Source organism: Kitasatospora sp. NPDC048194, assembly GCF_043202455.1.
In the GTDB taxonomy this organism is placed as follows: domain Bacteria; phylum Actinomycetota; class Actinomycetes; order Streptomycetales; family Streptomycetaceae; genus Kitasatospora.
The window spans coordinates 123,396-148,514 of sequence record NZ_JBIDAK010000007.1 but is presented as its reverse complement, the minus strand read 5'-3'; the positions used below and the strand labels follow the sequence as shown (position 1 = coordinate 148,514).

Genomic DNA, 25,119 nt, shown 5'->3' with positions numbered 1-25,119 from the left:
GAGGTCGCTGATGAGCGCCAGATTCCCCGAGGATGACTTTGGAGTCACCCACCTCGCCTCCCTGTTCCATCAGGATTGGAGGGCCCTAGGGAGCGCTCGGGATGTAGTGGTGAGCTATGTCGAAGAGATGCCAGCACCTTATGCTGAGGCATTGGCCGAAGATGCATGCAAGCTGGCGGGTAGCAGTGCTGGCAGTGCAGTGGCGACGCTCTGGGAGTGTGCAACCGGATCCAATCACCGACTCGATGCCGGCATGGCCTTGGCGTGGTTACGAGAAATCGCTACGATTTGCGAATCTCGCCTTAATTGGCTCGGATGGCCAGCGTCATCCCCGATCGGCGAGAGTCCGTATGGCGAGCTCCGGGAGAGGGTCGTTGAGATAATTGACCAAATTGGCCCCGGGCTAGCCGAGGCGATCGAGAGGAATTCCTGGAAGGGGATTCCGGAAGTCGTAACGTCGCTGAGATTCTGCGCCGTCGATGTTTCCCCTGAACTCGCCTTTAGGATCCTCCTGAGAGTGCTGATAGAGTACTCCTGCAATATCGACCAGGATCGGTATGAAGAGTTCGTCGAACTAGGGCAAGAATTCTCCTATGGCGAATTTGTAGTATCTCGGGCTGAATTTCTCGTTTCGTGATTGATCAATCCGAGCACCATGCCCTAGACTAGTTCTCTGCCGCCCAGCCTGAAAGTTGTTCCTGTAAATCAAGAAGCCGCCACCGAAGTAGTTTCGATGGCGGCTTCTTGGGTTCCTGACGGCAACGCCAGCGGACGGGTTTTGCACTTGGCGGGTCATCAGGCTCCTCGGGGCCTCGAAGCGCCCTGCCGAGGGTGTCGATGGCTTGGCGCTGGAGGCGGAGTCGGACGTGGGCGTAGCGAGTTGCCGAGAGCGGAGCAGGTCGTAGACGGCGGAGCGGCCGAGTTGGAGGCGGCCCATCACCTTGGGCGCCGTCAGCAGGTCTTCGTTCCGGAGCTGCACTGGGCGCGCGATGTGGTGATCAGCAGCCGCCTTACGCGGTGAACTGCGTTCCAATTCTCGGCGGTGCCGGATGGCGGCGACGAGGAGTTCCGCGCCGGCGTCGCCCCCGAGCCGTGGCAGGCCCAGGGCCGATCACTTCCTTGCGAAGCGCCGCGCTGGCGCCGCGGTGGAGCTTGCGGCGTTCGCCCGCGGCCACGGTGTCGGAGTGGAGCTCCACCGCTTCGACACTCCCAGGCGTGAGGCCCGGGTGTCACGGGGGCTCAGGCAACGTGTCGCGCAGCGTCATCGGCCCGTCACCCGGGTAGGACTGTGGCTGTCCTACCCGGGTGTTGCCGAGACATCGCAGGAGCCGCGAGTGGCCGCGTACCACGACAGTGACGGAGCCGAGCAGGTACCAGCGCAGGACGCGCCGCCGCCGCCGGCGGAGCTGGTGGCGCTGGCGCAGGCGCACGGGGTGGACACCCGTCATCCCGGGGCGGGCGGGCAGGCGGTGGGGGCGCGGACGCTGGTCGCGGTGCTGGGGGCGCTGGGGGTGGCGGCGGGGACGCCGGAGGAGGTGCGGGAGGCGCTGGAGCGTCACCGGGCCGAGCAGCGGGCGGGGTTGCTGCCGCCGTGCGTGGTGGTGCGGCAGGGGCGGCGGACGGCGCTGGACGTGCCGGCCGACGTCCTGCTGCGGGTGGAGCTGGAGGGCGGCGGCAGTTGGGAGCTGCCGCGCGGCCACTCGCACTGGCTGCCTGCGGACCTGCCGCTCGGGCGGCACGTGCTCACGGCGCGCACCGACGGCCGGACGGCCACGGCGCCGCTGATCGTCGCGCCCGAGCGGCTGCCCCAACTCCCCGGCCGCAGCTGGGGTTTCCTGGCCCAGCTGTACTCCGTGCTGTCGGACCGCTCCTGGGGCATGGGCGACCTGGGGGACCTCGCCGAACTCGCCGAGTGGGCGGGCGCGGACCTCGGCGCTGGGTACGTGCAGATCAACCCGCTGCACCAGGCGCTGCCCGGCGCCCCGGGCGTCCCCACCGACCCGTCCCCGTACCGTCCGTCCTCCCGCCGCTTCGCGGACCCGGTGCACCTGCGGATCGAGGCCGTCCCCGAGTACGCCTACCTGGCACCGGAGCAGCGACAGCGGGCCGACGACCTCACCCGCCGCGCCGCCCGGCTGCGCGAGGAGGTGCTCGGCCACGACGGCCTGATCGACCGGGACGCCGTCTGGGCGCTCAAGCGCGAGGCCCTGGAGCTGCTGCACGAGGTGCCGCGCGGCCCGGGTCGGCAGGCCGCCTACGAGGCGTACCAGCGGCGCGAGGGCGAGTGGCTGCGCCGGCACGCGCTGTGGAACGCCCTGGCCGAGGTGCACGGCCCGGACTGGCACCACTGGCCGAAGGGGCTGCGTCACCCGGACGGCCCGCACGTCGAGCAGGCGGCGAAGGAGCTCCAGGAGGCGGTCGAGTTCCATCGCTGGCTGGCCTGGCAGGTCGACCAGCAGCTCGCCGCCGCCCAGCGCAGTGCCCGCGAGGCGGGCATGCCGGTCGGCCTGATCCACGATCTGGCCGTCGGCGTCCACCCCGACGGCGCGGACGCCTGGGCGCTCCAGGACGTGCTGGCCGGCGGGATCTCGGTGGGCGCCCCGCCGGACGCCTTCAACGCCCACGGCCAGGACTGGGGCCTGCCGCCCTGGCGCCCGGACGCGCTGGCCCGGGCGGGCTACGCCCCGTACGCGGAGCTGCTGCGGGCGACGACCCGGCACGCGGGCGCCCTGCGCATCGACCACGTGATGGGCCTGTTCCGCCTCTGGTGGGTCCCGGCCGGCCACCCGCCCACCGAGGGCGCCTACGTGCGCTACGACGCCGAGGCGATGCTCGGGGTGCTGGCCCTGGAGGCGCACCGGGCGGGGACGGCGGTGATCGGCGAGGACCTGGGGACGGTCGAGCCGGGGGTGCGGGAGGAGCTGGCGGCGCGCGGCATCCTCGGCACCTCGGTGCTCTGGTTCGAGCGGGACTGGCACTCCGGCGGCGGCATCCTGCCCCCGGACCGCTGGCGGGCGGCCTGCCTGGCCACCCTCACCACCCACGACCTGCCGAGCACGGCGGCCCGGCTCTCCGGCGAGCACGTCGAGCTGCGGCACCGGCTCGGCCTGCTGGCCCGGCCGCTGGGGGAGGAGCAGGAGGCGGCGGCGAGCGAGCTGGCGGACTGGCGGGCCGAGCTGGCCCGGCTGGGGCTGCTCCCCGGGGGCGAGCCGCTGTCGATGCCGGTGCTGTACCGCTTCCTGCGGGCGACCCCGGCCGAGCTGGTCGGGGTGTGGCTGGGGGACCTGGTCGGCGACCCGCGTCCGCAGAACCTCCCCGGCACCTGGGACCAGTACCCGAACTGGCGCCTGCCGGTCGCCGACGGCTCGGGGGCCCCGGTCACCCTCGACCGGCTGGCCGCCGTCCCAGCCGCCCGGCTGCTGGCCCAGCTCCTCGCCCTGCCCGCCGCCACCCCGGCGCCCACCCCGGCGCCCACCCCGGCGCCCACCCCTGCTCCCACCCCGGCCGATCCCGTGCGAGGGCCCGGAGGAGCCCCGGGAACCGGAAGGCCGACCCCGACGCGCGCCCTGCCATAAGCGGCGGGTAAGTTGGAAACGTGGACAAGAGGAACGCTTTGCGAGCCGGCGCGGTCTCCGCAACGGTCACGCTGATGATGCTGCTGTCGTCGCCCGCCATGGCCTTCACCCGGGACGACGGCGATGACCCCGGTTCCGGCCTGAGCGTCGGCCAGACCCTCGGCCTGTACGTGTTCCTCCCGCTCGTGGCCTTCGCGGTGATCGCCGGTCTGGCCGGCCTGCCGTACGGCAAGGGCAAGAAGAAGTAGCCCGCCGCGCGCGAAACGTCCACCAGGACCCGCGCGCGACCGCAGGCCCGGTAGGACGCGCTGGCCCGGCAGGACCCGAGCGGTTCGCACGACCCGCATGACCGCGCCAGCCGCGTGCCACCCGTACGACCGCGCCACCCGCACGACCCGCACGACCCCGAAGGGGCGCCGGACGAGTGAATCCCGTCCGGCGCCCCTTCGCGTTCTCCCGGTGCCCCCCTCGGGCTTTCCGGACGCCCGGTCAGCGGCCGCCGGCCGCCCGGTCCACCGCCTGGGCCTTGAGCGCGCGCTCCACCCCGGCCCGCGCCTCGACCACCTGGCGCCGCAGCGCCGGGGCCGGCTCGGCCTCGGCCAGCCAGGCGTCGGTGGCGGCGAGCGTCGCCTCGGACACCTGGAGCGCCGGGTAGAGCCCGACGATGATCTGCTGCGAGATCTCGTGGCTGCGGGTCTCCCAGACGCCCTTGACGGCGGCGAAGTACTTCGCCGCGTACGGCGCCAGCAGCTCCCGCTGGTCGGACTGCTGGAAGCCGGCGATCACGGCCTCCTGGACGTAGTTGGTGAGCTTGTCCGACTCCACCACCGCCGCCCAGGCCTCCGCCTTGGCCTCGGCGGTCGGCCGGGCGGCGCGGCAGGTGGCCGCGTGCTCCTGGCCGGCCGCGGTGTTGTCCCGCTCTAGCTCGGCGGCGACGGCGGCCTCGTCCGCCCGGCCGGTGGCCGAGAGCCGGGTCAGCAGGGTCCAGCGCAGCTCGGTGTCCACCGCCAGGCCCTTGATCTCCACGGAGCCGTCCAGCAGCCCGGCGAGCAGCGCGAGCTGACCGTCGGTGCGGGCCACGGACGCGAGGGCGCGGGCCCAGGCCAGCTGGTGGTCGCTGCCGGGCTCCGCGGCGCGCAGGTGCTCCTCGGCGGCGGCGGCCCAGCGGGTGAGGCCCTCCTCGCGCCAGTCCGGGTCGGCGTAGGCGTCCAGGGCGAGCTTGACCTGGCGCTGGACGGACTGCACCACGCCGATGTCGCTCTCCCGCCCGATGCCGGACAGCGCCAGTGACAGGTAGTCGCGGGCGGCCAGTTCGCCGTCGCGGGTCATGTCCCAGGCGGAGGCCCAGCACAGCGCGCGCGGCAGCGACTCGGCGAAGCCGCCCAGGTGCTCGGTGACGACGGCCATCGAGTCCTCGTCCAGCCGGATCTTGGCGTACGAGAGGTCGTCGTCGTTGAGCAGCACGACGGCCGGCCGGTGCCGCCCGACCAGCTCCGGGACCTCGGTGCGCGGGCCGTCGACGTCCAGCTCGATCCGGTCGGTGCGCACCAGGGCGCCGTCCGCCAGCTCGTACAGGCCGATGGCGATCCGGTGCGGCCGCAGCACGGCCTCGCCCTTGGCGCCGGCCGGCAGCGCGGGCGCCTCCTGCAGCACGGCGAACGACTCGATCTCACCGTCCGTGTTCAGCACGATGGAAGGCCGCAGCACGTTGATGCCGGCGGTCTCCAGCCAGGACTTGGACCAGGCCTTGAGGTCGCGCCCGCTGGCCTCCTCCAGCGCCCCGAGCAGGTCGCCCAGCCGCGTGTTGCCCCAGGCGTGGCGCTTGAAGTACGCCTGCACGCCCTGGAAGAAGGCGTCCTGGCCGACGTACGCCACCAGCTGCTTGAGCACCGAGGCGCCCTTGGCGTAGGTGATGCCGTCGAAGTTGACCTGGACGTCCTCCAGGTCGTTGATGTCCGCCATGATCGGGTGGGTGGACGGCAGTTGGTCCTGCCGGTAGGCCCAGGTCTTCATCTGGTTGGCGAACGTGGTCCAGGACTGCGGCCACCGGGAGCCGGGCGCCTCGGCCTGGCAGACCGCCTCGGCGAAGGTCGCGAAGGACTCGTTCAGCCAGAGGTCGTTCCACCACTCCATGGTGACGAGGTCGCCGAACCACATGTGCGCCAGCTCGTGCAGGATCGTCGCGGCGCGCGCCTCGTACGCGGCGTCGGTGACCTTGGAGCGGAACACGTACTGGTCACGGAAGGTGACGGCGCCCGCGTTCTCCATCGCGCCGGCGTTGAACTCCGGGACGAAGAGCTGGTCGTACTTGGCGAAGGGGTACGGGTAGTCGAACTTCTCCTGGAAGTAGTCGAATCCCTGCTTGGTGACCTCGAAGATCGCCTCGGCGTCCAGGAACTCGCGCAGCGACGGCCGGCAGTAGACGCCGAGCGGCACGCGCTGCTCGCCGTTCTCGTAGGTGTCGAAGACGCCGACGTACGGACCGGCGATGAGCGCGGTGATGTAGGTGGAGATCCGGCCGGTGGGCTCGAACTTCCAGACCTGGGTGTCTCCTTCGCCGACCGGCTCCGGGGTCGGCGAGTTGGAGACCACGACCCAGCCCCGGGGGGCCGTCACGGTGAAGGCGAAGGAGGCCTTCAGGTCGGGCTGTTCGAAGTTGGCGAAGACCCGGCGGGCGTCCGGCACCTCGAACTGGGTGTACAGGTAGGTCTCCCCGTCGACCGGGTCGACGAACAGGTGCAGGCCCTCGCCGGTGTTGGTGTAGGCGCAGTCGGCGACGACGCGCAGCTCGTTCTCGGCGGCCAGGTTCGGCAGCGGGATGCGGCTGTCGGCGAAGGTGCTCGGGTCGAGCGGGGCGCCGTTGAGGGTGATCTCCTCGACGCTCGGGGCGACGAGGTCGATGAAGGTGTCCGCGCCGGGCGTGGTGGCGGTGAACCGGACCACCGTGGTGGACCGGAAGGTGCCACCCTCGCGGGGCGAGCTGAGGTCGAGCTCGATGTCGTACGCGTCCACCCGGAGGAGGTCGGCCCGGGTGCGGGCCTCCTCGCGGGTCAGATTGGTGCCGGGCACTCGCTGCACTCCTTTGTCAGGCTGTTGGACGGAATCCTCGCATGCCCAACGTCCGGACCGGCCCGAAAATCACAGGCGGGGCGGGCCCGGAGCGGAGGGCTGTCCGCGACAGTCCCTCAGCCCGTGCCCGCCCCGCCCGGCGGATGCCCGCGTCCCGGGGTCAGACCCCGGAACCCGCGATCCGTGTCACCGTTCTCCGACCGGCGCCCGCCGTTCCGCGACCGGCGCTCGACGTTCCGCGACCGGCGCTCGCCGTTCCGCGACCGGCGCCCGCCGTTCCGCGACCGGCGCCCGCCGTTCCGCGACCGGCGCTCGCCGTACCGCGACCGGCGTCACCGCCCGCGACCGGCGCCACCGTCACTTCGACCACTTCGTCATCGGCGTCGAGTAGCTGCTCGAGCGGCGGTAGGCGATGACCGCGCTGTTGTCGTCGGTGACGAAGTACTCGGCGCTGCCCATCCCGATGTCCATGCCGTCCGGCATCGCCATGGTGCCGATGTCACTCATCGAACCGTCGCTCGGCGACAGCGTCACCAGCTTGGCCGGCTTGTCGTAGCCCTGGCCGACGATCGCCCGGACCTTGCCGTCCTTGGTGGCGCCGGAGACCAGCCGCATGTCGTCGCTGCTGGACTGGGCGGAGGTGGACCACAGGCGCTTGCCGGTGTTCAGGTCGTACGCGTTGATGCCCGACTTGCTGCCGCTGATCTGCACGTACATCGTGCTGCCGATGACCACGTTCTGGGTGACGGCGTCGGACTGGCCCGACAGCCGCAGGCTGTCCGAGCCGGCCTCCTTGGTCGACATCTGGTTGCCCGGCTTGTTGTCCTTGTCGAACGGCAGGATGTAGTCGCCGTTCGGGCCGCTGGTCATCAGGACCACCAGGGGGTTGCTGCTGATCACCTTGTCGACGCGCTCGATGCTGCCGGTGAGCGTGATCGGCTGGCTGGTGGGCTGCCCGGTCTCGGCGTTGACGATCTGCAGCACGGACTTCGGGCTGACGTCGTAGCAGCGGTCGGTGATCGCGATCTGCGAGCCGGCCGTGGCGCCGTACACGCTGCAGTCCTTGCCGCGGCCCTTGAACTGCCAGACGGGCTGGCCGTTGTCGATGTTCAGGCCGCCGACCGGGCCGACGGCGACCACCTTGTCGGTGACGCTGAGGGTCGGCGAGGACAGCCGGTCCGCGGTGGCCTTGACGGTCCAGAGCAGCTTGCCCTGGGAGATGTCGACGGCGCCGATGGTGGAGCAGTCGTAGTCACCGGTGTTGAAGGAGACCGCGACGATGTTCTTGGAGTTGTGCGAGTAGGAGGCGGTGCACAGCTCCTTGGAGCCGGAGGGCACCGGGATGTTCCAGGCCTCCTTGCCGTCCGCCAGGTTGTAGGCGCGGATGCCGGTGCCGTCCGCGCGCACGGCCGTCTGGCCGGCGCCCCAGGCGCCGAGCAGCTGCGAGGAGTCCGAGTTCTGCGGCTTGGCGGCGTCCCAGGCGACCTTGTACGTCGCCTTCGACGGGTTGGTGGTGGATCCCCCGTCGCTGCCGCTGGTGGTGCCGTTCGTGGTCACGGCCGTGGTGCCGCCGTTGTCGGCCACCGGGCCGGGCTTGGGGTTCCCCTTGAGCAGGACGACCAGCGCGATGACGATGGCGACCACCAGGACACCGCCGATGACGCCGCCCCACACCATCACCGGGTTGCGGCGCGCGGGCGCGACGGGCACCGGCGCACCCGGGTAGCTGTAGCCGGGCTGCTGGTAGTTGTACCCGCCGGCGTTGTAGTCGGGGGTGGGGTAGCCGCCGCCGGGCACCGGGTCGTACGGGCCGACCGGCGCGCCGCCCGGAGGCGGCGGCGGTGCCTGCGCGGGGAGGGCGGCCGCGGTCGGCGCGTACGGCACGTAGTCGACGCCCCCCGGAGGCTGCGCGGGCGGTGCCGGCGGCTGGGCCGGCGCGGGCGGTGCGCCCTGGCCCGGAATCGCCGAGCCGTCGAGCTGCGTCATCTGGTCCGCGACGGCGGCCGGATCGACTCCGCCGCCTGCCGGGCGCCCGAACGAGACGCCGCGGTTCTCCTGCGGGCCACTGCCCGGCGCTTCGCCCGCGCCCGGCGTAGGGTGATCCCCTGCCATCTGATTCCCCGTCATGTCTGGAAGCGTCCCCCTGTCGGTACCATCCGCGGTCCGGTGGGACGGGTGAGATTCGGCACCATGCTAGTGGTGGGTCGTTTTCGGCCGTCGCCAGGACCGCGGAACCCCGCCCCGACAGGCCCTGACCGCGCAACACTTTCACCGCCCACCCACGCCACCCCCACGCACCCGCGCCCGGCACCGGCAGGACGCCACCGGCAGGACGCTGCCGGGAGCCGCCGGGACGCCGCCGCCGGGACGCCACCCCCCGGACGCACCTCCGGCGCTCCACCCTCGACCCACCGCCCCGGCACCTCGCGCCCCCCGGTCGGCCGCGTCCCCACCCCCCCCGGAGAGCCGCCTTCCCGAGAGCCCACCCCCACACCGGCACGTCCCGCGCCGTACCCTTCAGGAGTTGAAGGGGACACCCGGCGGAGGGATCCCCACCCTGGGAGGGTGGATCATGTCGACGGACACACCGGGCTCGCAGTCGTCGCTGCACCGGGCGAACCTGGAGCGGGTGCTCCGGGCGGTGCGGATGGCCGGTTCGCTCACCCAGGCCGAGATCGCCCGGGGTACCGGCCTGTCCGCGGCCACCGTCTCCAACATCGTGCGGGAACTGAAGGAGAGCGGCACCGTCGTGGTCGCCGACACCTCCTCCGGCGGCCGCCGCGCCCGCAGCGTCTCGCTCAGCGGCGACGCCGGCATCGTCGTCGGCATCGACTTCGGCCACACCCACCTGAGGGTCGCGGTCGGCAACCTGGCGCACCGGGTGCTGGCCGAGGAGAGCGCCCCGATCGACGTGGACGTCTCCGCCGCGCAGGGCTTCGACCGGGCCGAGGCGATGGTCGACCGGCTGCTGGAGCAGGCCGGCTTCCGCCCGGAGAAGGTGATCGGCGTCGGCCTCGGGGTGCCCGGTCCGATCGACGTGGAGACCGGTGCGCTCGGCTCGACCGCGATCCTGCCCGGCTGGACGGGCATCGCCCCGGGCCGGGAGCTGGCGGAGCGCCTCGGCATGCCGGTGCACGTGGACAACGACGCCAACCTGGGCGCGCTCGGCGAACTGGTCTGGGGTGCCGGCCGGGGGCTGAGCGACCTCGCCTACATCAAGATCGCCAGCGGTGTCGGCGCCGGGCTGGTGGTCAACGGCCAGATCTACCGCGGCCCGGGCGGCACCGCGGGTGAGATCGGGCACATCACCCTGGACGAGGCGGGCCCGGTCTGCCGCTGCGGCAACCGCGGCTGCCTGGAGACCTTCGTCGGCTCCCGCTACCTGCTCTCGCTGCTCAGCCCGACCCTCGGTCCGGACCTCAGCCTGCCCCGGCTGGTCGAGCTGGCCCAGCAGGGGGACCTGGGCTGCCGCCGGGTGATCGCCGACGCCGGCCGGCAGATCGGTACGGGCGTGGCGACCCTGTGCAACCTGCTCAACCCCCGCCGGGTGATCCTCGGCGGCGACCTCGCCGAGGCCGGTGAGCTGGTGCTCGCCCCCATCCGGGACTCGGTCGCCCGCTACGCCATCCCCAGTGCCGCCCGCCAGCTGTCGGTCGTCCCCGGCACCCTCGGCGGCCGGGCCGAGGTGCTCGGGGCGCTGGCCCTGGTGATGAGCGAGATGGGGGAGTCGGGCGCCCTCGGCCGCCACTGAAGACGTCACCGAGGACGTCACCGAGCAGACCGGCCACGACGTGACCGACGACGCCACCGAGCACACCGGCCAGGACGTGACCGACGACGTCACCGGGCACGTCGGCCAGGACGTCACCGGGGACACCGCCGGGAGGCCGCGAACGCCGCCCGAGAACACCCATCCGTCAACACCGCATTGACCACCGCCCCCGGCCCGACCTCCCGGAATGGCGGTAACCGCTCGGTGGCACCGGGCGCGCCGCTCGGTGTCCGTCAAGCGGACATTAGACTCGACCGGTCGGCACCGGCCGCGACCGCCGGCCTGCCGCCGGACCGGGCAGCGACGCCCGTCGGACCGCACGCGGTCCGTGAACACTGAACGAGGAGGAACGGGTGGCCCTGCTGACCCGCATTCGGGGACCGCGCGATCTCGACCGGCTCACGCCCGGACAGCTGGCCGCACTGGCCCAGGAGATCCGGACCTTCCTGGTGACCGAGGTCTCCAAGACGGGCGGCCACCTCGGCCCCAACCTCGGCGTGGTGGAGCTCACCATCGCCCTGCACCGGGTGTTCGACTCGCCGCGCGACCGCATCCTCTTCGACACCGGCCACCAGAGCTACGTCCACAAGCTGCTCACCGGCCGCCAGGACTTCTCCCGGCTGCGGATGAAGGGCGGCCTGTCCGGCTACCCGTCCCGCGCCGAGTCCGAGCACGACGTGATCGAGAACTCGCACGCCTCCACCGTGCTCTCGTACGCCGACGGCCTGGCGAAGGCCAACCAGCTCCAGGGCAAGAACGACCCGGTGGTCGCCGTCATCGGCGACGGCGCGCTGACCGGCGGCATGGCCTGGGAGGCGATCAACAACATCGCCGATGCCAAGGACCGCCCCGTCGTCATCGTCGTCAACGACAACGAGCGCTCCTACTCGCCGACCATCGGCGGCATGGCCAACCACCTCGCCACCCTGCGCACCACCCAGGGCTACGAGCGCTTCCTGTCCTGGGGCAAGGACGCGCTGCAGCGCACCCCAGTGGTCGGCCAGCAGCTGTTCGAGACGCTGCACGGCGCCAAGAAGGGCCTCAAGGACTTCATCGCCCCGCAGGGCATGTTCGAGGACCTCGGCCTCAAGTACATCGGCCCGATCGACGGCCACGACCTGACCGCCCTGGAGTCGGCGCTGACGAAGGCGCGCGGCTTCGGCGGGCCGGTGATCGTGCACTGCCTCACCGAGAAGGGCCGCGGCTACCACGCCGCCGAGAACAACGACGAGGACCGCTTCCACGCGGTGGGCGTGATCCACCCGGAGACCGGCCTGCCGATCAAGAGCGCCGGCAAGGACTGGACCTCGGTCTTCGCCGAGGAGATGGTCGCGCTCGGCCGCGAGCGCCAGGACCTCGTCGGTATCACCGCCGCGATGCTCCACCCGGTCGGCCTGGCCCCCTTCGCCGAGGCCTTCCCGGACCGGATCTTCGACGTCGGCATCGCCGAGCAGCACGCCGTCACCAGCGCCGCCGGCCTGGCGACCAACGGCCTGCACCCGGTGGTCGCGGTCTACGCGACCTTCCTCAACCGGGCCTTCGACCAGGTCCTGATGGACGTCGCCCTGCACAAGCTGGGCGTCACCTTCGTGCTCGACCGGGCAGGGGTCACCGGGGCGGACGGCGCCTCGCACAACGGCATGTGGGACATGTCGATCCTCCAGGTCGTCCCGACGCTGCGGCTGGCCGCCCCGCGCGACGCCGACCAGCTGCGCGCCCAACTGCGCGAGGCCGTCCAGGTCGAGGACGCCCCCACCGTCGTCCGCTACTCCAAGGGCACGGTCGGCCCGGCCGTCCCGGCGGTCGGCAGGGTCGGCGGCATGGACGTGCTGCGCGCCGCCGCGGAGCCGAGCGGCGCGCACCGCGCCGACGTGCTGATCGTCTCGGTCGGTGCGATGGCCGCGACGAGCCTCGAGGTCGCCGACCTGCTGGCCGCCCAGGGCATCACCGCGACCGTGGTGGACCCGCGCTGGGTCAAGCCGGTCGACCCGGCCCTGCCGGGCCTGGCCGCCGAGCACCGGGTGGTCGTCACGATCGAGGACAACGGCCGGACCGGCGGTGTCGGCGCCGCCGTGGCGCAGGCGCTGCGGGACGCGGACGTGGACCTCCCGGTGCGCGACTTCGGCATCCCGCAGGAGTTCCTGGACCACGCCAGCCGGGACGAGATCCTCGCCGAGATCGGCCTGAACGCCCCGGACATCGCGACCAGGGTGACCGCCCTGGTGGCGAAGCTGGACGCGGCGCCGGTCGAGGCCTGAGCCGCCGGCCCCGCGGAACGGGCCCGAGTCGTCCTGGCAGCCTCGGCCGCTTCGGCAGCCGTGGCCGCCTTGGCCGCTTCCGCAGCCCTGCTGCGCCGGCCGGCCAGGCCGAGCTAGCCCGTTCCGCTGACGACCGGTTGTCGTAACTTCGTAACAGTTCATCACGGTACGAGCCGACAATCGCACTGAATGGCGGGACCGGCGCCACCGGCGCCGATCCCGCCCGGTAGGTTGTCAACGTGCCCACCCCCACCCGCCTCCGCCCCGTCGGACTGGCCGAGCGCCTGCCCGAGCGCGCCCGTACCCACCTGCGCCAGGGGTACTGGACCAGGCTGGTGCCGGTGCTCGCGCTGGTGGCACTGCTCACCCACATCCCCTCCTTCGTCCGACCCGTCTGGAGCCCGGACGAGGGCTTCCTGGCCACCCAGGCCCGGATGCTGGCGGACGGCGGGGTGCTGTACGACACCGTGGTGGACCGCAAGCCGCCGCTGCTCCCCTGGCTCTACCAGGCCTGCTTCGCGGTCTTCGGCTCCGCCTCGCTCTGGCCGCTGCGCACCCTCGCCGTGGTGGCGCACCTGACCACCGCGATCCTGCTGGCCTCGATCGCCCGCGGCCGCTGGGGCAACCGCGCCGGGGCCGGGGCCGGACTGCTGTACCTGCTGATCTCCATCGGGCTCTCTCCGGAGGACACCCAGGCGGCGACGTTCGAGGTCTTCATGCTGCCCGCCATGGTGGCCGCCTTCCGGTACGCCGAACGGCGCCGCTGGCTGGCCGCGGGCATCGCGGTCGCGCTCTGCTCGCTGACCAAGCAGACCGGCGGCGCCGTCCTGCTGCCGGTGCTCTGGATGCTGCTCCAGGACGCCCGCCGACGGGGGGTGCGCTGGCCGCCCGCCCTGTTCAAGATCGGGTTCGGCTTCGCGGTGCCGATAGCGCTGGTCGCGGTCATCCTGACCAAGCCCAAGGGCTTCCTCTTCTGGGTGGTCACCGGCAGCGGCGACTACGCCACCTTCGGCGGAGCCTGGCTGCAGATGCTCGGCCGCGCCTTCGGCAACCTGGGCATCCTGGCCGCGGCGGGCCTCGGCTTCCTGTACCCGGTCGGCCGCCGGCTCTGGTTCAAGCACCGCCACCGCCCCCTGCCGGCGGCCGGGGAGGAGCACGGCTCGACCACCGACCTGTGGGTGTGGCTGCTCTCCTCGGCCGTTGCGGTCAGCGTGGGCTTCCACTTCTTCGGCCACTACTACCTCCAGCTGATCCCCCCGCTGGTGCTGCTCGGCACCGGGGCGGTCGCCACCTCGGCGATCCGCTGGAAGCCCGTCCTGGTGTACACCACCGCCGCCGCGACGGTCTTCTGGGGCCTGGCACTGGCCTGGCCGGGCGAGCAGATGAGCCGCAACACCGAGGTCGCCACCGCGGTCGCCGCCCAGACCACCCCCAAGGACACGGTGCTGGTCTGGGGCATGCACCCCGAGCTGTACTGGCTGGCCGACCGCAAGCCCGCCACCCGCTACCTGACCGCCGGCTTCCTCACCAACTACAGCGGCGGCAAGGACGGCAGCCAGAACGTCGGCGAGCAGTTCAGCGTCAACAACGCCTGGCAGACCTTCGACAAGGAACTGGCCAACGGCCTGCCCGAGGTCTTCGTGGACGACTCCGGCATCGCGCCGTACCAGCCGGTGATGATCCCCCGGATCGAGAACCTGCTGGACACCCACTACGAGATGATCGGCGTCATCGGCGACACCGTGGTCTACCGCCTCAAGCACTGACCCCGGGACCCGCGCTCCCGGACCCACCGAGCGGACCGGCGGTCGGCCGAACGGCGCGCGAGCCCACCGGACAGCGCGCCGGCCCACCGAACGGACCGGCAGCCCACCGAACAGCGCGCGCACACGCGAAGGAGCCCCGGCGACCAGGTCGCCGGGGCTCCTTCCGTGGCACTACGCGTTACGCGGGCACCGAGGCCACGCCGGGGGCGAGGAACCGCTTGCCGTTCACCCGCTCCGAGACGCCCTCACGGTCCAGGTACGGGGTGATCCCGCCCAGGTGGAAGGGCCAGCCCGCACCGGTGATCATGCAGAGGTCGATGTCCTGCGCCTCGGCGACGACACCCTCCTCCAGCATCAGGCCGATCTCCTGCGCCACGGCCTCCAGGGCGCGGTTCAGCACCTGCTCCTCGGTGAGCACCGAGTCGCCGAAGGTCAGCAGCTCCAGCACCTCGGGGTCGAGGACCTGCTTGCCGTCCACCCAGGTGTAGAAGCCGCGCTTGCCGGCCTTGACCACCTTGGCGAGGTTCTCGGAGACGCCGAACCGCTCCGGGAAGGCGCCGTGGAGGGTCTCCGAGACGTGCAGGGCGATGGCCGGGCCGACCAGCTCCAGCAGCACGATCGGGGACATCGGCAGGCCGAGCGGCTCGACGGCCTTCTCGACGGTGGCGATCGGGGTGCCCTCGTCGATGATGCCCTGGATCTCGCCCATGAAGCGGGTGAGGATCCGGTTCACCACGAACGCCGGGGCGTCCTTGCACAGCACCGAGGTCTTCTTCAGCTTCTTCGACACGGCGAAGGCGGTGGCCAGCGACGCGTCGTCGGTCGTGTCGCCGCGGACGATCTCCAGCAGCGGCAGGATCGCGACCGGGTTGAAGAAGTGGAAGCCGACGACCCGCTCCGGGTGCTTCAGCTTCGAGGCCATCTCGGTGACCGACAGCGAGGAGGTGTTGGTCGCCAGCACGCAGGTCGGCGAGACCACGTTCTCCAGGTCCGCGAAGACGGTCTGCTTGACGCCCATCTCCTCGAACACGGCCTCGATGACGAAGTCCGCGTCGCCGAAGGCCACGGCCTTGTCGAGCGAGCCGGAGACCAGGCCCTTGAGGCGGTTGGCCTTGTCCTGGCCGATCCGGCCCTTGGAGAGCAGCTTGTCGATCTCGGCGTGGACGTAGCCGACGCCCTTGTCCACGCGCTCCTGGTCGATGTCGGTGAGGACCACCGGCACCTCCAGACGGCGGGCGAACAGCAGCGCCAGCTGGGAGGCCATCAGACCGGCGCCGACGACGCCGACCTTGGTGACCGGGCGGGCCAGCGACTTGTCCGGCGCGCCGACCGGGCGCTTGGCCCGGCGCTGCACCAGGTTGAAGGCGTAGATGCCGCTGCGCAGCTCGCCGCTCATGATGAGGTCGGCCAGGGCCGCGTCCTCGGCGTCGAAGCCGGCCTGCAGGCTGGCCTTGTCGGCGAGGTCGGCGTCCTTGACGGCGGCGATGATGTCCAGCGCCTTGTAGGCGGCCGGAGCAGCGCCGTGCACCTTGCCGTCGGCGACCAGCCGGCCCCAGGCGACGGCGTCGTCCCAGGCCTTGCCGCGGTCGATCGGCTCGCGCTCGACGACGACGTCGCCCTTGAGGACCTTGGCGGCCCACAGCAGCGACTGCTCCAGGAAGTCGGCCGGCTCGAAGATCGCGTCGGCGATCCCCAGCTCGAACACGTCCTTGCCCTTGAGCTGCTTGTTCTGGTTCATCGAGTTCTCGATGATGACCTTGACGGCCTTACCGGCGCCGATCAGGTTCGGCAGGATGGTGCAGCCGCCCCAGCCGGGGACGAGGCCGAGGAAGACCTCGGGCAGCGAGAAGGCCGGAACGCCCGCCGACACCGTGCGGTAGTCGCAGTGCAGGCCGACCTCGACGCCGCCGCCCATGGCCGCGCCGTTGTAGAAGGCGAAGGTCGGGACGGGCAGCGCGGCGATCCGCTTGAAGACCTCGTGGCCGCCCTTGCCGATGGCCAGCGCGTCGGCGTGCTGCTTGAGCAGCTCGACGCCCTTGAGGTCGGCGCCGACCGCGAAGATGAACGGCTTGCCGGTGATCGCGGCGCCGACGATGGCGCCCTCGGCGGCCTCGGCCTCGACCTGGTCCAGCGCCTCGGACAGCTTGAGCAGCGAGCCCGGCCCGAAGGTGGTCGGCTTGGTGTGGTCGAAGCCGTTGTCCAGGGTGATCAGGGCCAGCTTGCCGGCCTGCAGCGGCAGGTCCAGGTGGCGGACGTGCGCGGTCGTGACGACCTCGCCCGGGAACAGCTCGGCGCCGTGCTGGAGCAGCTCAGTGGTGTTGGTCATGATCACTTACCACCCTCGAGCTCGGTGTTCTCGGTCGCCCCGCTCCAGTGGGGGTTCTCCCAGATGATGGTGCCGCCCATGCCGAAGCCGATGCACATCGTGGTGAGGCCGTAGCGGACGTCCGGGCGCTGCTCGAAGCGGCGGGCCAGCTGGTTCATCAGGCGCACGCCCGAGGAGGCCAGCGGGTGGCCGAAGGCGATCGCACCGCCGTACGGGTTGACCCGCTCGTCGTCGTCCGCGATGCCGTAGTGGTCCAGGAAGGCCAGCACCTGGACGGCGAAGGCCTCGTTGACCTCGAAGGCCTGGATGTCGTCGATGGTGAGGCCGGCCTTGGCCAGGGCCTTCTCGGTGGCCGGCACCGGGCCGATGCCCATGACCTCGGGCTCGACGCCCGCGAAGGCGTAGGAGACCAGGCGCATCCTGACCGGGAGGCCGAGCTCCTCGGCGACGTCCTCGGCGGCCAGCAGCGAGGCGGTGGCGCCGTCGTTCAGACCGGCCGAGTTGCCCGCGGTGATGTTGCCGTGCGGACGGAACGGGGTCTTCAGACCCGCGAGGGACTCCATCGTGGTGCCCGGGCGCAGCGGCTCGTCCACGGTGGCCAGGCCCCAGCCGGTCTCGCCGACCTCGGGGTTGGTGTTGCGGATGGAGATCGGCACCAGGTCGGGCTGGATGTCGCCGTTGGCGTACGCCTTGGCGGCCTTCTCCTGGGAGCGCACGGCGTAGGCGTCGCAGCGCTCCTTGGTGATGTGCGGGAAGCGGTCGTGCAGGTTCTCGGCGGTCATGCCCATGAAGAGGGCGGACTCGTCGACGAGCTTCTCGGAGACGAAGCGCGGGTTCGGGTCGACGCCCTCGCCCATCGGGTGGCGGCCCATGTGCTCGACACCGCCGGCCACGACCACGTCGTACGCGCCGAAGGCGATGCCGCCGGCGGTGGTGGTCACGGCGGTCAGCGCGCCGGCGCACATGCGGTCGATCGCGTAGCCGGGGACGGACTTCGGCAGGCCGGACAGCAGGGCGGCGGTGCGCCCGATGGTCAGACCCTGGTCGCCGATCTGCGTGGTGGCCGCGATCGCGACCTCGTCGATGCGCTCGACGGGCAGGTTCGGGTTCCGGCGCACGAGCTCCCGGATGCACTTGACGACGAGGTCGTCGGCGCGCGTCTCGTGGTAGATGCCCTTCGGGCCGGCCTTGCCGAACGGGGTGCGGACGCCGTCAACGAAGACGACGTCCCTCGCGGTACGAGGCACGCGGGCTCTCCTCCCAGGGACCAACATTTCGAGGTGGGCAGGCTGCCGCCGGCGAAGACCCGAGCGGCGCCGCATCACGGCCATGCTACCCGCCGGTAACCAGCCTGCCCAGGCCCCTCGGAGGGTTCCGCCGGTGTGTCCCGCGACACGTCCGACCAGGAAGGCTTCCCGGACACGCCGAAGGGGATGCCGTCCGTACGGATGACATCCCCTTTTCGGAGTCCTGCCGCTGCGAGCCGCCCGGTCGCTCCGGGTCGGTCGCGGTCGGTCGCAGTCGGTCGTGGTCCCGGTCGCGGCCCCGGTCAGTCCCGGGCCGGGGCGGCCGAGGCGGCCGCGACGAACGCGGCGGCCACCGGCGGCGCCACCAGGTCCACCTGCCACTGCCGGGCGCCGAGCCGGCGCAGCGCGGCGGCCACGCCCTCGGCCGTCAGCTCGGCCGGCGGCTCCCAGGAGACCCGGCGCACCAGGTCGGGGGTGATCAGGTTCTCGGCCGGCAGGTGGTGGTGCTCGGCCAGCTCGCTCACCGCGGCACGGGCGCCGGACAGCCGGGCGGCGGCCACCGGGTCCTTCTCGGCCCAGGCCCGCGGCGGCGGCGGTCCGTCGTGCGGCGCGGCGGCCGGCGGCAGCTGGTTCTCCGGGATCTCCCGGGCCCGCTGCACCGCCGCCAGCCACTGCTCCAGCTGGCGCCGGTGCAGCCGGGGCCCGAAGCCCTGCACGGCCTGCAGCGCGGCGATGTTCAGCGGCATGGCCAGGGCGGCGTTGACGATGGCGGCGTCCGAGAGGACCCGGCCGGGGGACACGTCGCGCTCCTGCGCCATCCGGTCGCGGGTCAGCCACAGCTCGCGCACCACGGCGAGCTGGCGGCGCCGGCGGACCTTGTGCAGCTGCGAGGTGCGCCGCCAGGGGTCGGTGCGCGGGGCCGGGCGGGGCGCGGCGGCGATCGCGGCGAACTCCTCCAGGGCCCAGCCGAGCTTGCCCTGGGCGTCCAGCTCCTGTTCGAGTGCGTCACGCAGCTCGACCAGCACCTCGACGTCCAGAGCCGCGTAGCGCAGCCAGGGCTCGGGCAGCGGGCGGGTGGACCAGTCGACCGCCGAGTGCTCCTTGGCCAGGCTCAGCCCGAGCACGTTCTCGGTCATCGGCCCGAGGCCGACCCGGGCGAAGCCGGCGATCCGGCCGGCCAGCTCGGTGTCGAACAGGCGCTGGGGTCTCATGCCCACCTCGGCCAGGCAGGGCAGGTCCTGGGTGGCGGCGTGCACCACCCACTCGGCGTCCGCGATGGCGGCGCCCAGCTCACTGAGGTCGGGGCAGGCGATCGGGTCGATCAGGGCGGAGCCGGCGCCGGCGCGGCGCAGCTGGATCAGGTACGCGCGCTGCCCGTAGCGGTAGCCGGAGGCACGCTCGGCGTCGACGGCGACCGGCCCGGTGCCCGCCGCGAAGGCGGCGATCGTGGCGGCCAGCGCCTGCTCGTCCGCCACGACGGGCGGGATCCCCTCCTTCGGTTCGAGGAGCGGGACCGGGGCTGCTTCTTCTGGGATGGCTGCTACGGCGTCGGTCACCCACCAAGGGTACGACGGTCACCGGAACCGGGAGTGTTGTCGGACTGGTCAGGCTGGTGCGGCCGGGAGCGGCGGTGCCCGTCCCGCGCGCCCGCGAGGGCGGCCCGCCCGTCCTGTCGCGGCGCTCCGCCGCCCCTGTCGCGGCGGTCCGCCGGCCCGGGACGGCCGCTCCGCATGCCGACGGCGGCGCAGGAGGGACGTTCCGCCGGGGCCGCCGCAGCGGGTGCGTCCCGGTCGGGTCAGTGGATGATGCCGGTGCGCAGTGCGACCGCGACCATCCCGGCGCGGTCGCCGGTGCCGAGCTTGCGGGCGATCCGGGCCAGGTGGCTCTTCACGGTGAGGGCCGACAGGCCCATCGCCACGCCGATCGCCTTGTTGGACTGGCCCTCGGCGACCAGCCGCAGCACCTCGACCTCACGGCCGGACAGCTCGCGGTAGGCGGCCTGCTGCGGGGTCGGCGCCCCGGGGGCTCCGGGTGCGCCCGGAGCGCCGGCGGCGCCCGGCATGCCCGGCATCCCGGGGCGGCGCATCCGTCCGGCCAGACCGGCGGCACCGAGCGGCAGGCCCGGGCGGCCGGGCATCGCCACGTTGGTGCGGGTACCGGTGACCACGTAGCCCTTGACGCCGCCGGCCAGCGCGGAGCGGACGGCGCCGATGTCGTCGGCCGCGGACAGCGCCAGACCGTTGGGCCAGCCCGCGGCGCGGGTCTCGGCGAGGATCGTCAGGCCGGAGCCGTCGGGCAGGTGCACGTCGGCGACGCAGATGTCGCGGGGGGTGGAGACCCGGGGGCGGGCCTCGGCGATCGAGGACACCTCGATGACGTCGCGGACGCCGAGCGCCCACAGGTGGCGGGTGACGGTGTTTCGGACGCGAGGATCTGCGATGACCACCATGGCGGTGGGCTTGGTCGGGCGGTAGGCGACCACGTTTGCGGGGTGCTCAAGAAGGACCGACACCAGGCCTCCTGCGTGGAGTGGCGGACGGAACCCCGAGGGGGCGGTCGGAGTCTTCCGCGTTCGGAAAGGGTCACAGTCTGCTTCGGCAGCTACCGTGCCCGGCTTTAGCGAAAGATCACGATCTAGTGAGTAACAATACGGACAAATCGCGCATATGACTGATGGGACATGCCTTGAAATCGCACAAAATCGATCACAAGCGATGCCGAGTCGGTCGGTTTTGAGCAGGTAATTGACGCAGAGCGGGATCGAAGCCACACTCCGTCAGTCCTGGGGGTGGCGCCGGGGCAGCGGGGGCCCTCCGGCCCGGACGCCACCCGTCAGTGCGACCGGGGGCGTCGCCGGGCCGGCATCGGGACCACCCCACCGAGTGACGTGACCTCGGGCGGCGACTGCGGGGCCGGGGCGACCGGCGGCAGTCCGGCACCGATGCAGAGCAGGTCCCCCCAGGCGGCCAGGTGCCGCTCGAACCGGCCGTCGGCCGGGGTCCAGGAGGCCCGGATCTCGATCTCCGTCGAGGACGGGCGGTCCGCCAGACCCCCGAAGTACTGCGACGCGCAGCGGGTCACCGTCCCGGACGGCTCGGCGTACCCGGCGCCGTGCGCCTGGAGCGCGTCCAGCAGCCAGGCCCAGCCGACCTCGGAGAGCATCGGGTCGCCGGCCATCTCCGGCTCCAGCTCCGCCCGGGTCATGGTGACCACCCGGAACTCCCCGTTCCAGGCCTCCTGCCCCGCCGGGTCGTACAGCAGCACCAGGCGGCCGTCGGCCAGCTCGTCGCCGTCCACCTCGACGGTGGCGGTCAGCGCGAACGCGTGCGGGGCGAGCCGGCGCGGGGCCGGCGCGGGAGAGAGCTGGACCTCCGGCCGCAGCCGCGCCCCGCTCAGGGCCTCCACGGCGGCCCGGAACTCGCTCGGCGCCCCCTCCCGACCCGTTCCGCCACCTGCTCCGCCACCCTGCGCGGGGTGCCCGCCGACCGCTGCCATGACCCGAAGACTAGGTCGAAAACCCGGGTTATCGCCGCAACTTCCGTCCGAGCGGCGTGCCGGAACGGCGAACCGGGCCGGATGTTGGAGGAACCGACGAGGCCGCCCGGGGAGGACGGTCCGAGCCGCATGCGAAGATTTGACCCGTGAGCGAGACTACGGCAGACACCACGGCGGCCCCCCGCGACGGCCGACCCACCCCCGCGCGCCGCGGCGCCGCGCACGACTCCGCGTTCCTGCGCGCCTGCCGGCACGAGCCGGTGCCGCACACGCCCGTGTGGTTCATGCGGCAGGCGGGCCGCTCGCTGCCCGAGTACCTGAAGGTCCGCGAGGGCATCCCCATGCTCGAGTCCTGCATGCGGCCCGAGCTGGTCAAGGAGATCACCCTCCAGCCGGTGCGCCGGCACAAGGTGGACGCGGCGATCTTCTTCAGCGACATCGTGGTGCCGCTCAAGGCCGTCGGCATCGACGTGGACATCAAGCCCGGCATCGGTCCGGTCATCGCCGATCCGATCCGGACCGTCGAGGACCTCGAGCGGCTGCGTCCGCTCGAGCCCGACGACGTCCCCTACATCACCGAGGCCGTCGGCCTGCTGGTGGACGAGCTCGGCGAGACCCCGCTGATCGGCTTCGCCGGCGCCCCGTACACCCTGGCCAGCTACCTGGTCGAGGGCGGCCCGTCCAAGAACCACGAGAACACCAAGGCCATGATGTACGGCCAGCCCGAGCTGTGGGCCGCCCTGGTGGACCGGCTCGCGGACATCACCTCGGCCTTCCTCAAGGTCCAGATCGAGGCGGGCGCCTCGGCGGTCCAGCTGTTCGACTCCTGGGTCGGCTCGCTCGCGCCGGACGACTACCGCCGCTCCGTCATGCCCGCCAGCACCAAGGTCTTCGACGCCGTCGCCCACTACGGCGTGCCGCGGATCCACTTCGGCGTCGGCACCGGCGAGCTGCTCGGGCTGATGGGCCAGGCGGGCGCGGACGTCGTCGGCGTCGACTGGCGGGTGCCGCTGAACACCGCCGCCGACCGGGTCGGCCCCGGCAAGGCACTCCAGGGCAACCTCGACCCGGCCGTGCTGTTCGCGCCGACCAAGGTCGTCGAGACCAAGGCCCGCGAGGTGCTGCACGCCGCCCAGGCACTCGGCACCAGCGGCCACATCTTCAACCTCGGCCACGGCGTGCTGCCGTCCATGGACCCGGACGCGCTCTCCCGGCTCGTCGCCTTCGTCCACGAGACCAGCGCGCGCTGACCCTTCGGCACGACGGCGGCGGGCTCCTCCGGTGCGGAGGGGCCCGCCGCTGCCGGTGCGACCCGGCGGAGCCCGCAACGCCCGGGTCCGCTCCGATCGGGACCGGTCCGCACGGGCCGGTGCCCGACCCTCGGCGGGCAGGGGATTGAGGGTTCGGCGTGAAGACCTGCGAGACTGCGGAGCATGTCGGATGCACGGGTCGTCGTCGTCGGTGGTGGGATCGCGGGGCTGGCTGCGGCCGCCTTCCTGAGCGGAGCGGCCGGGGGGCCGGCGCGGGCCCGGGTGACGCTGCTGGAGGCGTCCGGGCGGGTCGGCGGGAAGCTGTGGGGCGGCGAGGTCGGCGGGGTCCGGGTGGACCTCGGGGCCGAGTCGGTGCTGGCGCGGCGGCCGGAGGCGGTGGAGCTGGCGCGGGCCGTCGGGCTGGGGGAGGAGCTGGAGCCGCCGACCACCGCCAAGGCGGCGATCTGGACCCGCGGCGCACTGCAGCCGCTGCCCGGCGGCCAGGTGATGGGCGTCCCCGGTGACCTCGCGGCGCTCGCGGCCTCAGGAGTGCTCACCGTCGAGGGCCTGGAACGGGCCCGGCACGAGCGGCCGACGCAGGTCGGCGCGGACGTCGCGATCGGCCGCTACGTCGCCGACCGGCTCGGCCAGGAGGTGGTGGACCGGCTGGTCGAACCGCTGCTGGGCGGCGTCTACGCCGGGCGCTCCGACGAGATCTCGCTGCGCGCCGCCGTGCCGCAGCTGCTGCCGATCGCCCAGGGCGGCGGGTCGCTGGTCGCGGGCGTGCACGAGCTGGCCTCCCGCCCCCAGGTGGTCGGCACCCCGGTGTTCCAGGGGCTGCGCGGCGGACTCGGCACCCTGCCGACGGCGGTCGCCACCGCCTGCGCCGAGGCGGGCGTGGACCTGCGCACCGGCACCCCGGTGGACGAGCTGCGCCGCACCCCCGAAGGCTGGCGGGTGGTCGCCGGCGGCGAGGTGCTGCACGCCGACGCGGTGGTGCTGGCCGTCCCGGCCCCGGCCGCGGCCCGACTGCTGCGCGCGGACGCCCCGGCGGCGGCCGCCGAACTGGACACCGTCGAGTACGCGGGCATGGCGCTGGTGACCCTCGCGTTCCGCCGGGCGGACCTCGCCGAGCTGCCCGGCGGCAGCGGCTTCCTCGTACCGCCGGTGGACGGCCGGCGGATCAAGGCCTCGACCTTCTCCTCCAACAAGTGGGGCTGGCTGGACCGCTCCGCCCCGGACGCCTTCCTGCTGCGCACCTCACTCGGCCGCCACCGCGAGGCCGAGGCGCTGGAGCTGCCGGACGAGGAGCTGGTGGCCCGCTCGCTGGCGGACCTGGAGGAGGCGATCGGGCTGACCGCCCGGCCGTACGACACCTTCGTCTCGCGCTTCCCGGCCGGTCTGCCGCAGTACCCGGTTGGCCACCTCGACAAGGTGGCCCGGGTGCGCGGCGCGGTGGCGGCGGTGGGCGCGCTGGCGCTGTGCGGAGCCGCGTACGACGGGGTGGGGATCCCGGCCTGCATCGCTTCGGCCGCCGCCGCGGTGGCGGCCCTCGACGAACTGTTGACCCCGGCGACCGGGGAACGTGCCACGGAGAGGACAATGGGCGCATGACTGAGACCGTTGAGCGGCAGCCGGAGCAGCAGCCCGAGAAGAAGAAGGCGCGCGACCTGAACCAGGTCATCCGCTACACCATGTGGTCGGTGTTCAAGCTCAAGGGCGCCCTGCCCGAGGACCGCACGGCGCTGGCGGCCGAGGTGGACGAGCTGTTCGCCCAGCTCGCCGCGAAGGACGTGACCGTGCGCGGCACGTACGACGTGTCCGGTCTGCGCGCGGACGCCGACATCCTGGTCTGGTGGCACGCCGCGGACTCGGACGACCTGCAGGAGGCCTACAACCGCTTCCGCCGCACCCGGCTGGGCCGCGAGCTGGAGCCGGTCTGGTCGAACATGGCGCTGCACCGCCCGGCCGAGTTCAACAAATCGCACATCCCGGCCTTCCTGGCCGACGAGCGCCCGCGCGACTACGTCTGCGTGTACCCGTTCGTCCGCTCCTACGAGTGGTACCTGCTGCCGGACGCCGAGCGGCGCGCGATGCTCGCCGAGCACGGCCAGATGGCCCGCGGCTACCCCGACGTGCGGGCCAACACGGTCGCCTCGTTCGCGCTCGGCGACTACGAGTGGCTGCTCGCCTTCGAGGCGGACGAGCTGCACCGCATCGTCGACCTGATGCGCGACCTGCGCCCCTCCCGCGCCCGGCTGCACGTCCGCGAGGAGGTCCCGTTCTTCACCGGGCGCCGCAAGCCGGTGAGCGAGCTGCTGAACGGCCTGGTCTGACCGCAGCGGCCGTGACGACGGAGGC

At 72.7% G+C, this 25,119-nt stretch carries 17 protein-coding genes and 1 pseudogene; 10 read left to right on the top strand and 8 right to left on the bottom strand.

Annotation, left to right across the window (positions count from 1 at the left end):
- Positions 1 to 10 precede the first annotated feature (10 nt).
- A complete protein-coding gene (locus ACGF07_RS12105; RefSeq protein WP_392897589.1) occupies positions 11 to 637 on the top strand; it encodes a hypothetical protein in 627 nt (208 codons plus the stop codon).
- 228 nt (positions 638 to 865) lie between these two features.
- On the opposite strand, the pseudogene ACGF07_RS12100 reads toward ACGF07_RS12105, so the two are convergent.
- Positions 866 to 991: pseudogene (locus tag ACGF07_RS12100) on the bottom strand (DNA-binding protein); the annotation flags it as partial.
- 343 nt (positions 992 to 1,334) lie between these two features.
- Here ACGF07_RS12100 and malQ point away from each other — a divergent pair.
- Both malQ and ACGF07_RS12090 read left to right on the top strand, forming a co-directional pair.
- Positions 1,335 to 3,575, top strand: a complete 2,241-nt coding sequence (gene malQ, locus ACGF07_RS12095; RefSeq protein ID WP_392897588.1) for a 4-alpha-glucanotransferase — start codon at positions 1,335 to 1,337, stop codon at positions 3,573 to 3,575.
- 20 nt (positions 3,576 to 3,595) lie between these two features.
- A complete protein-coding gene (locus ACGF07_RS12090; protein ID WP_030238515.1) occupies positions 3,596 to 3,823 on the top strand; it encodes a hypothetical protein in 228 nt (75 codons plus the stop codon).
- A gap of 241 nt (positions 3,824 to 4,064) precedes the next feature.
- Here the strand turns inward: ACGF07_RS12090 and pepN are convergent, their stop codons facing one another.
- Together pepN and ACGF07_RS12080 are read right to left on the bottom strand one after the other, a co-directional pair.
- Positions 4,065 to 6,644, bottom strand: coding sequence for an aminopeptidase N (gene pepN, locus ACGF07_RS12085; protein ID WP_392897586.1), 2,580 nt, complete (start codon positions 6,642 to 6,644; stop codon positions 4,065 to 4,067).
- 357 nt (positions 6,645 to 7,001) lie between these two features.
- Positions 7,002 to 8,630, bottom strand: a complete 1,629-nt coding sequence (locus tag ACGF07_RS12080; protein WP_392897585.1) for a PQQ-binding-like beta-propeller repeat protein — start codon at positions 8,628 to 8,630, stop codon at positions 7,002 to 7,004.
- Positions 8,631 to 9,216: 586 nt separating this feature from the next.
- On the opposite strand from ACGF07_RS12080, the gene ACGF07_RS12075 reads away from it, so the two are divergent.
- The 4 genes from ACGF07_RS12075 to ACGF07_RS12060 all read left to right on the top strand — a co-directional run bounded on the left by ACGF07_RS12075 (position 9,217) and on the right by ACGF07_RS12060 (position 14,440).
- Positions 9,217 to 10,395 (top strand): ROK family transcriptional regulator, encoded by a 1,179-nt coding sequence (locus tag ACGF07_RS12075; protein ID WP_350739935.1) that lies wholly within the window; start codon positions 9,217 to 9,219, stop codon positions 10,393 to 10,395.
- A 40-nt stretch (positions 10,396 to 10,435) separates the two neighbouring features.
- Positions 10,436 to 10,576, top strand: coding sequence for a hypothetical protein (locus tag ACGF07_RS12070; protein WP_392897583.1), 141 nt, complete (start codon positions 10,436 to 10,438; stop codon positions 10,574 to 10,576).
- 193 nt (positions 10,577 to 10,769) lie between these two features.
- Complete coding sequence (gene dxs / locus ACGF07_RS12065; protein WP_350739929.1) at positions 10,770 to 12,674, top strand: 1-deoxy-D-xylulose-5-phosphate synthase; 1,905 nt, start codon at positions 10,770 to 10,772, stop codon at positions 12,672 to 12,674.
- 239 nt (positions 12,675 to 12,913) lie between these two features.
- Entirely contained in the window at positions 12,914 to 14,440 is a 1,527-nt protein-coding gene (locus tag ACGF07_RS12060) for a glycosyltransferase family 39 protein (protein WP_350739926.1), read from the top strand.
- A 178-nt stretch (positions 14,441 to 14,618) separates the two neighbouring features.
- On the opposite strand, the gene ACGF07_RS12055 is transcribed toward ACGF07_RS12060, so the two are convergent.
- The 5 genes from ACGF07_RS12055 to ACGF07_RS12035 form a co-directional block, all read right to left on the bottom strand.
- Entirely contained in the window at positions 14,619 to 16,766 is a 2,148-nt protein-coding gene (locus ACGF07_RS12055) for a 3-hydroxyacyl-CoA dehydrogenase NAD-binding domain-containing protein (RefSeq protein ID WP_392897582.1), read from the bottom strand.
- Positions 16,767 to 16,768: 2 nt separating this feature from the next.
- Positions 16,769 to 18,013 (bottom strand): thiolase family protein, encoded by a 1,245-nt coding sequence (locus ACGF07_RS12050; RefSeq protein WP_392897580.1) that lies wholly within the window; start codon positions 18,011 to 18,013, stop codon positions 16,769 to 16,771.
- Between the two features lie 302 nt (positions 18,014 to 18,315).
- Entirely contained in the window at positions 18,316 to 19,569 is a 1,254-nt protein-coding gene (locus tag ACGF07_RS12045; RefSeq protein ID WP_392897578.1) for an HRDC domain-containing protein, read from the bottom strand.
- Between the two features lie 239 nt (positions 19,570 to 19,808).
- Positions 19,809 to 20,525, bottom strand: a complete 717-nt coding sequence (locus ACGF07_RS12040; protein ID WP_350743285.1) for a response regulator transcription factor — start codon at positions 20,523 to 20,525, stop codon at positions 19,809 to 19,811.
- 320 nt (positions 20,526 to 20,845) lie between these two features.
- Positions 20,846 to 21,508: a DUF3000 domain-containing protein gene (locus tag ACGF07_RS12035; RefSeq protein WP_350743282.1), complete on the bottom strand. Its 663-nt coding sequence runs from the start codon at positions 21,506 to 21,508 to the stop codon at positions 20,846 to 20,848.
- 146 nt (positions 21,509 to 21,654) lie between these two features.
- On the opposite strand from ACGF07_RS12035, the gene hemE reads away from it, so the two are divergent.
- The 3 genes from hemE to hemQ all read left to right on the top strand — a co-directional run bounded on the left by hemE (position 21,655) and on the right by hemQ (position 25,094).
- Complete coding sequence (gene hemE, locus ACGF07_RS12030) at positions 21,655 to 22,758, top strand: uroporphyrinogen decarboxylase (protein ID WP_392897575.1); 1,104 nt, start codon at positions 21,655 to 21,657, stop codon at positions 22,756 to 22,758.
- A gap of 183 nt (positions 22,759 to 22,941) precedes the next feature.
- Entirely contained in the window at positions 22,942 to 24,372 is a 1,431-nt protein-coding gene (gene hemG / locus ACGF07_RS12025; protein WP_392897573.1) for a protoporphyrinogen oxidase, read from the top strand.
- Positions 24,369 to 25,094, top strand: a complete 726-nt coding sequence (gene hemQ / locus ACGF07_RS12020) for a hydrogen peroxide-dependent heme synthase (protein WP_392897571.1) — start codon at positions 24,369 to 24,371, stop codon at positions 25,092 to 25,094. Before hemG ends, hemQ begins: the two co-directional genes overlap by 4 nt.
- The last annotated feature ends 25 nt before the right edge of the window (positions 25,095 to 25,119 follow it).

Excerpts from the sequence above, each read along its gene's own strand:
- ACGF07_RS12105 (WP_392897589.1), top strand. The coding sequence starts at position 11 with ATGAGCGCCAGATTCCCCGAGGATGACTTTGGAGTCACCCACCTCGCC.
- ACGF07_RS12080 (WP_392897585.1), bottom strand. The coding sequence starts at position 8,630 with ATGACGCAGCTCGACGGCTCGGCGATTCCGGGCCAGGGCGCACCGCCC.
- ACGF07_RS12075 (WP_350739935.1), top strand. The coding sequence starts at position 9,217 with ATGTCGACGGACACACCGGGCTCGCAGTCGTCGCTGCACCGGGCGAAC.
- ACGF07_RS12055 (WP_392897582.1), bottom strand. The coding sequence starts at position 16,766 with ATGACCAACACCACTGAGCTGCTCCAGCACGGCGCCGAGCTGTTCCCG.
- ACGF07_RS12035 (WP_350743282.1), bottom strand. The coding sequence starts at position 21,508 with ATGGCAGCGGTCGGCGGGCACCCCGCGCAGGGTGGCGGAGCAGGTGGC.
- hemG (WP_392897573.1), top strand. The coding sequence starts at position 22,942 with ATGTCGGATGCACGGGTCGTCGTCGTCGGTGGTGGGATCGCGGGGCTG.
- hemQ (WP_392897571.1), top strand. The coding sequence starts at position 24,369 with ATGACTGAGACCGTTGAGCGGCAGCCGGAGCAGCAGCCCGAGAAGAAG.